The organism is Cerasicoccus maritimus (assembly GCA_031296935.1).
GTDB lineage: Bacteria > Verrucomicrobiota > Verrucomicrobiia > Opitutales > Cerasicoccaceae > Cerasicoccus > Cerasicoccus maritimus.
The window spans coordinates 1-3,149 of the sequence record JAVDPD010000060.1 but is presented as its reverse complement, the minus strand read 5'-3'; the positions used below and the strand labels follow the sequence as shown (position 1 = coordinate 3,149).

General features: G+C 44.2%; 3 protein-coding genes and 1 pseudogene. 3 read left to right on the top strand and 1 reads right to left on the bottom strand.

Annotation, left to right across the window (positions count from 1 at the left end; genetic code table 11):
* Both RBB62_RS20135 and RBB62_RS20130 read left to right on the top strand, forming a co-directional pair.
* Positions 1 to 451, top strand: a pseudogene (locus RBB62_RS20135) (hypothetical protein); the annotation flags it as partial.
* Positions 438 to 2,171, top strand: coding sequence for a UvrD-helicase domain-containing protein (locus RBB62_RS20130; RefSeq protein ID WP_309401086.1), 1,734 nt, complete (start codon positions 438 to 440; stop codon positions 2,169 to 2,171). The pseudogene RBB62_RS20135 and the gene RBB62_RS20130, both read left to right, overlap by 14 nt.
* On the opposite strand, the gene RBB62_RS20125 is transcribed toward RBB62_RS20130, so the two are convergent.
* Positions 2,172 to 2,378 (bottom strand): helix-turn-helix domain-containing protein, encoded by a 207-nt coding sequence (locus tag RBB62_RS20125; RefSeq protein ID WP_309401085.1) that lies wholly within the window; start codon positions 2,376 to 2,378, stop codon positions 2,172 to 2,174.
* A 104-nt stretch (positions 2,379 to 2,482) separates the two neighbouring features.
* Here RBB62_RS20125 and RBB62_RS20120 point away from each other — a divergent pair, with 104 nt between their 5' ends.
* The gene (locus RBB62_RS20120; RefSeq protein WP_309401084.1) at positions 2,483 to 2,659 is read left to right on the top strand and encodes a hypothetical protein; all 177 of its coding nucleotides are present in this window, start codon (positions 2,483 to 2,485) and stop codon (positions 2,657 to 2,659) included.
* Positions 2,660 to 3,149: the final 490 nt, after the last annotated feature.

Genomic DNA, 3,149 nt, shown 5'->3' with positions numbered 1-3,149 from the left:
CTACTATCACAAAATCCATCAAAACAGCAAATCAACTTCAGCAAAGCTAGGCCATCAAATCCGACGGGCTGCTAGGATTGCAGATCTCCTATCCCTGTCAGATGAGAATAAGGCTGAACAGTTTCGGCGAATAGCGTATCAAATACCCCACTCAGACGATGCCGCATGCGGAAGGAGCTTTGAAGATGCATTTATGTTAGCGAATCCCGCTCTGTTTGGAATATCAGTATCCACACCAGAAGAAATGGGTGCTGCTGCATGGGAAAAAGCAGATGGAGTAGACAAAACAGAGTTCGCAATTACATACGCAATGATCGAGTCGCAGTGGATAATTCCCAAATATATTAAGGATGGTTTGGAGTGGTTGAGTGTCGCTTTTGAGAGAGACGGAATTAATGTAGCAAAGCCAAAGATTAAATCTAAGAGGAAGTCAAAAGATGACGGACAATAGCCAGCAGATAAGCCCTGCCGAAGGAGCAGCCAGAATTGCTATTGATGCTGTTTTTTCTGCCATAGCGACAAAAACACATTTTAGATTAGAGGCTGGTGCTGGTGCTGGAAAAACTTATTCTCTCATTGAGGCGCTGAAAATGATTGTGCGCGAAAATGGAGCGCGATTAATTAAAAGCAATCAAAGGGTGGCGTGCATAACATATACGAATGTTGCAGTTGATGAAATTAAGGAAAGAATTGATAGCCATCCAGCTGTTTGGGTGTCGACTATACATGCATTTTGCTGGGAGTTGGTAAGCGGATTTCAATCAGCCCTAAGGGTTGAGGTCATAAAAATACAGAAGTGGGAAGAGCGATTTCAAGAGGTCGGCGGTATGCCCTCGGTGCCTATCCGTTATACGCTTGGGTATCCATATATATCTGACGACGGGATTTACCTTCATCACTCTGATGTTTTAAAGTTAATTGTTTTATTGATGGAAAAACCTAAGTTTAGGGATATCTTAACTCAACGATTTCCAGTGATTTTCATTGATGAATATCAGGATACGGACGAAGCTTTCTCTCAATCTATAGTCGAGTATTTTGTAAGTAATGACGGAGGGCCACTTGTCGGATTATTTGGAGATAGTTGGCAGAAAATCTACAGGGAAGGGGCTGGCCTTATTGAGAATGAGAAAATTAAGCCGATTGATAAGGGTGCAAACTTTAGGTCGGTCCCAGAGATAGTTTCTTTTCTAAACAGTATACGCCCAAATCTCCCACAGGGTGTTCGTGACCCAAAGGATAGTGGTCAAGTAGTGGCTTTTCATACTAATAATTGGGATGGAAAAAGAAAAGGTGGACAGCATCACGGAGGGGATTTGCCCGACCAAGAAGCTCATGATTATTTAATGAAAACATGCAGCATCTTAGAGAATGACGGGTGGGATTTTTCTCCCCAAAAAACTAAAATCTTAATGTTGACGCATAATGTTCTGGCTACTGAGCAGTCTTACAAGGATTTGCTTTCGTTATTTCAAAATAGAGATGAGGTAATGAAGAAAGAAAACCCATACATAGCTTTTTTTGCTGAAATTCTTGAGCCGTCTTATCAAGCTTATTGCGATTCGAAATATGGATTAATGTTTTCAATAATTAATTCAAAATATAATATTTTTGAGAAGAAATCAGATAAAAAGTCTTGGGTGGATAGCTTCAAAAGAATTGGTGAAATTCGCACCGCTGGAACAATTGGGGATATGATTGAACACCTCAAGTCTGCCAAGAAGCCAAGGTTACCCGAATCAATTCTGGAACAAGAAAGCCGATTAGCCAGAGCCACTGAAGAAGAAATCAATGAATCAAGTGATTTGCTGAAGCTTTCTAAGATGAAGCTGATTTCATTTTCTCAGATGAGCGCTATATGCAAATTTATTAATAACCATACGCCCTATTCAACTAAACACGGTGTGAAAGGTGCAGAGTTTGAAAATGTGCTTGTCGTGTTTGGCCGTGGATGGAACCAATACGATTGGAATAGGTTTCTTGAGTGGTTTCCGAAATCATATTCAAAACAAGAGGAAGAGGCATATCAGCGGAATAGAAATCTATTTTATGTTGCTTGCTCGCGTCCCCAAAGACGCTTGGCGCTGCTATTTACGCAAAAATTGAGTGATGCCGCTTTGGGCACACTAAATAATTGGATAGATAAAAAGGGTGCAATAATTTCTCTGTAATCAAGATTCTAACTTCCGCAACGCCGCCAACACGGCATCCCGGCGGAAGATTTTACGGCGTCCAACGCGGATAACAGGGATTAGGCCGTTGGTGGTGTAGGTGCGCACGGAGCGCTCGGAAAGTCCCAAAAATACGGAGATTTCCCGTTCGTTCATGAGGACGGGCGGTTGCGCCCGCAGGTCAGTGTCAGTTGTCGTATTCATCATAGAAGTAAACGTAAGTGAGGGTGTGTTTTTCCGGAAGTATTTCAGGTTTTTGAAGGGGCCGCCCCCGCCTCGGAGCTTGGGAGGCTCACGGCGCGGGCGTCAGGGTGTCCGAAGGTATGGTCAATTACCCGGCCATTCTCCAAGACCAGATCACCATCCCGCGTGATCCTTTTGACGGTGGCAAGGCGGCCATTGTCCAGACGGTATTTGCCGTCCTGGGCGCGCCCGTTCTCGGTGATGCGGATGCGCTCGCCATTCTACTGTTACATACTCTCTACTAACCGGCCTGAAATTTCCGGCGATGGGAAAGGGACAAGGGCTTAAGCGGAGCAAGCTTCGTCCTGATGCGTGACTACCCCTAATCGCTTTGCAATCACAACCCGGCAGTTAGCGCCCACCACAGCCCTAGGAAACATTATCATGTGGCGACGACTTAATCGACTCGCTGATTTCGTGTTGGGCTTTTCTCTACAGAAATAAATTGTGGGTAATCGAAAGCCCAGGTTGGACGCTTTACAGTTTAAGGGGGCTCTGCCACATAGAGTAGATTGAGCAATAGCACGTATGTAGGGTGTTGTGGTAATGATGATCCCCTTATCACGCTGCATGGTGATGTTGCTAGATGTTCCAGTGGACTAGGAGTATCTACTCAGGTTGTCCTGCCGTCAGAATAAATCTTTTTTGGTGCTGGGCGGATTCCAACTTCTAAAGAATAATCGTTATATGGGTTTGGATAGGTCAAGCGGCGATTCGATGTTTTAGTTTGTGTGG

Coding starts and splice junctions, on each gene's coding strand:
- RBB62_RS20130 (WP_309401086.1), top strand. CDS start 438: ATGACGGACAATAGCCAGCAGATAAGCCCTGCCGAAGGAGCAGCCAGA.
- RBB62_RS20125 (WP_309401085.1), bottom strand. CDS start 2,378: ATGATGAATACGACAACTGACACTGACCTGCGGGCGCAACCGCCCGTC.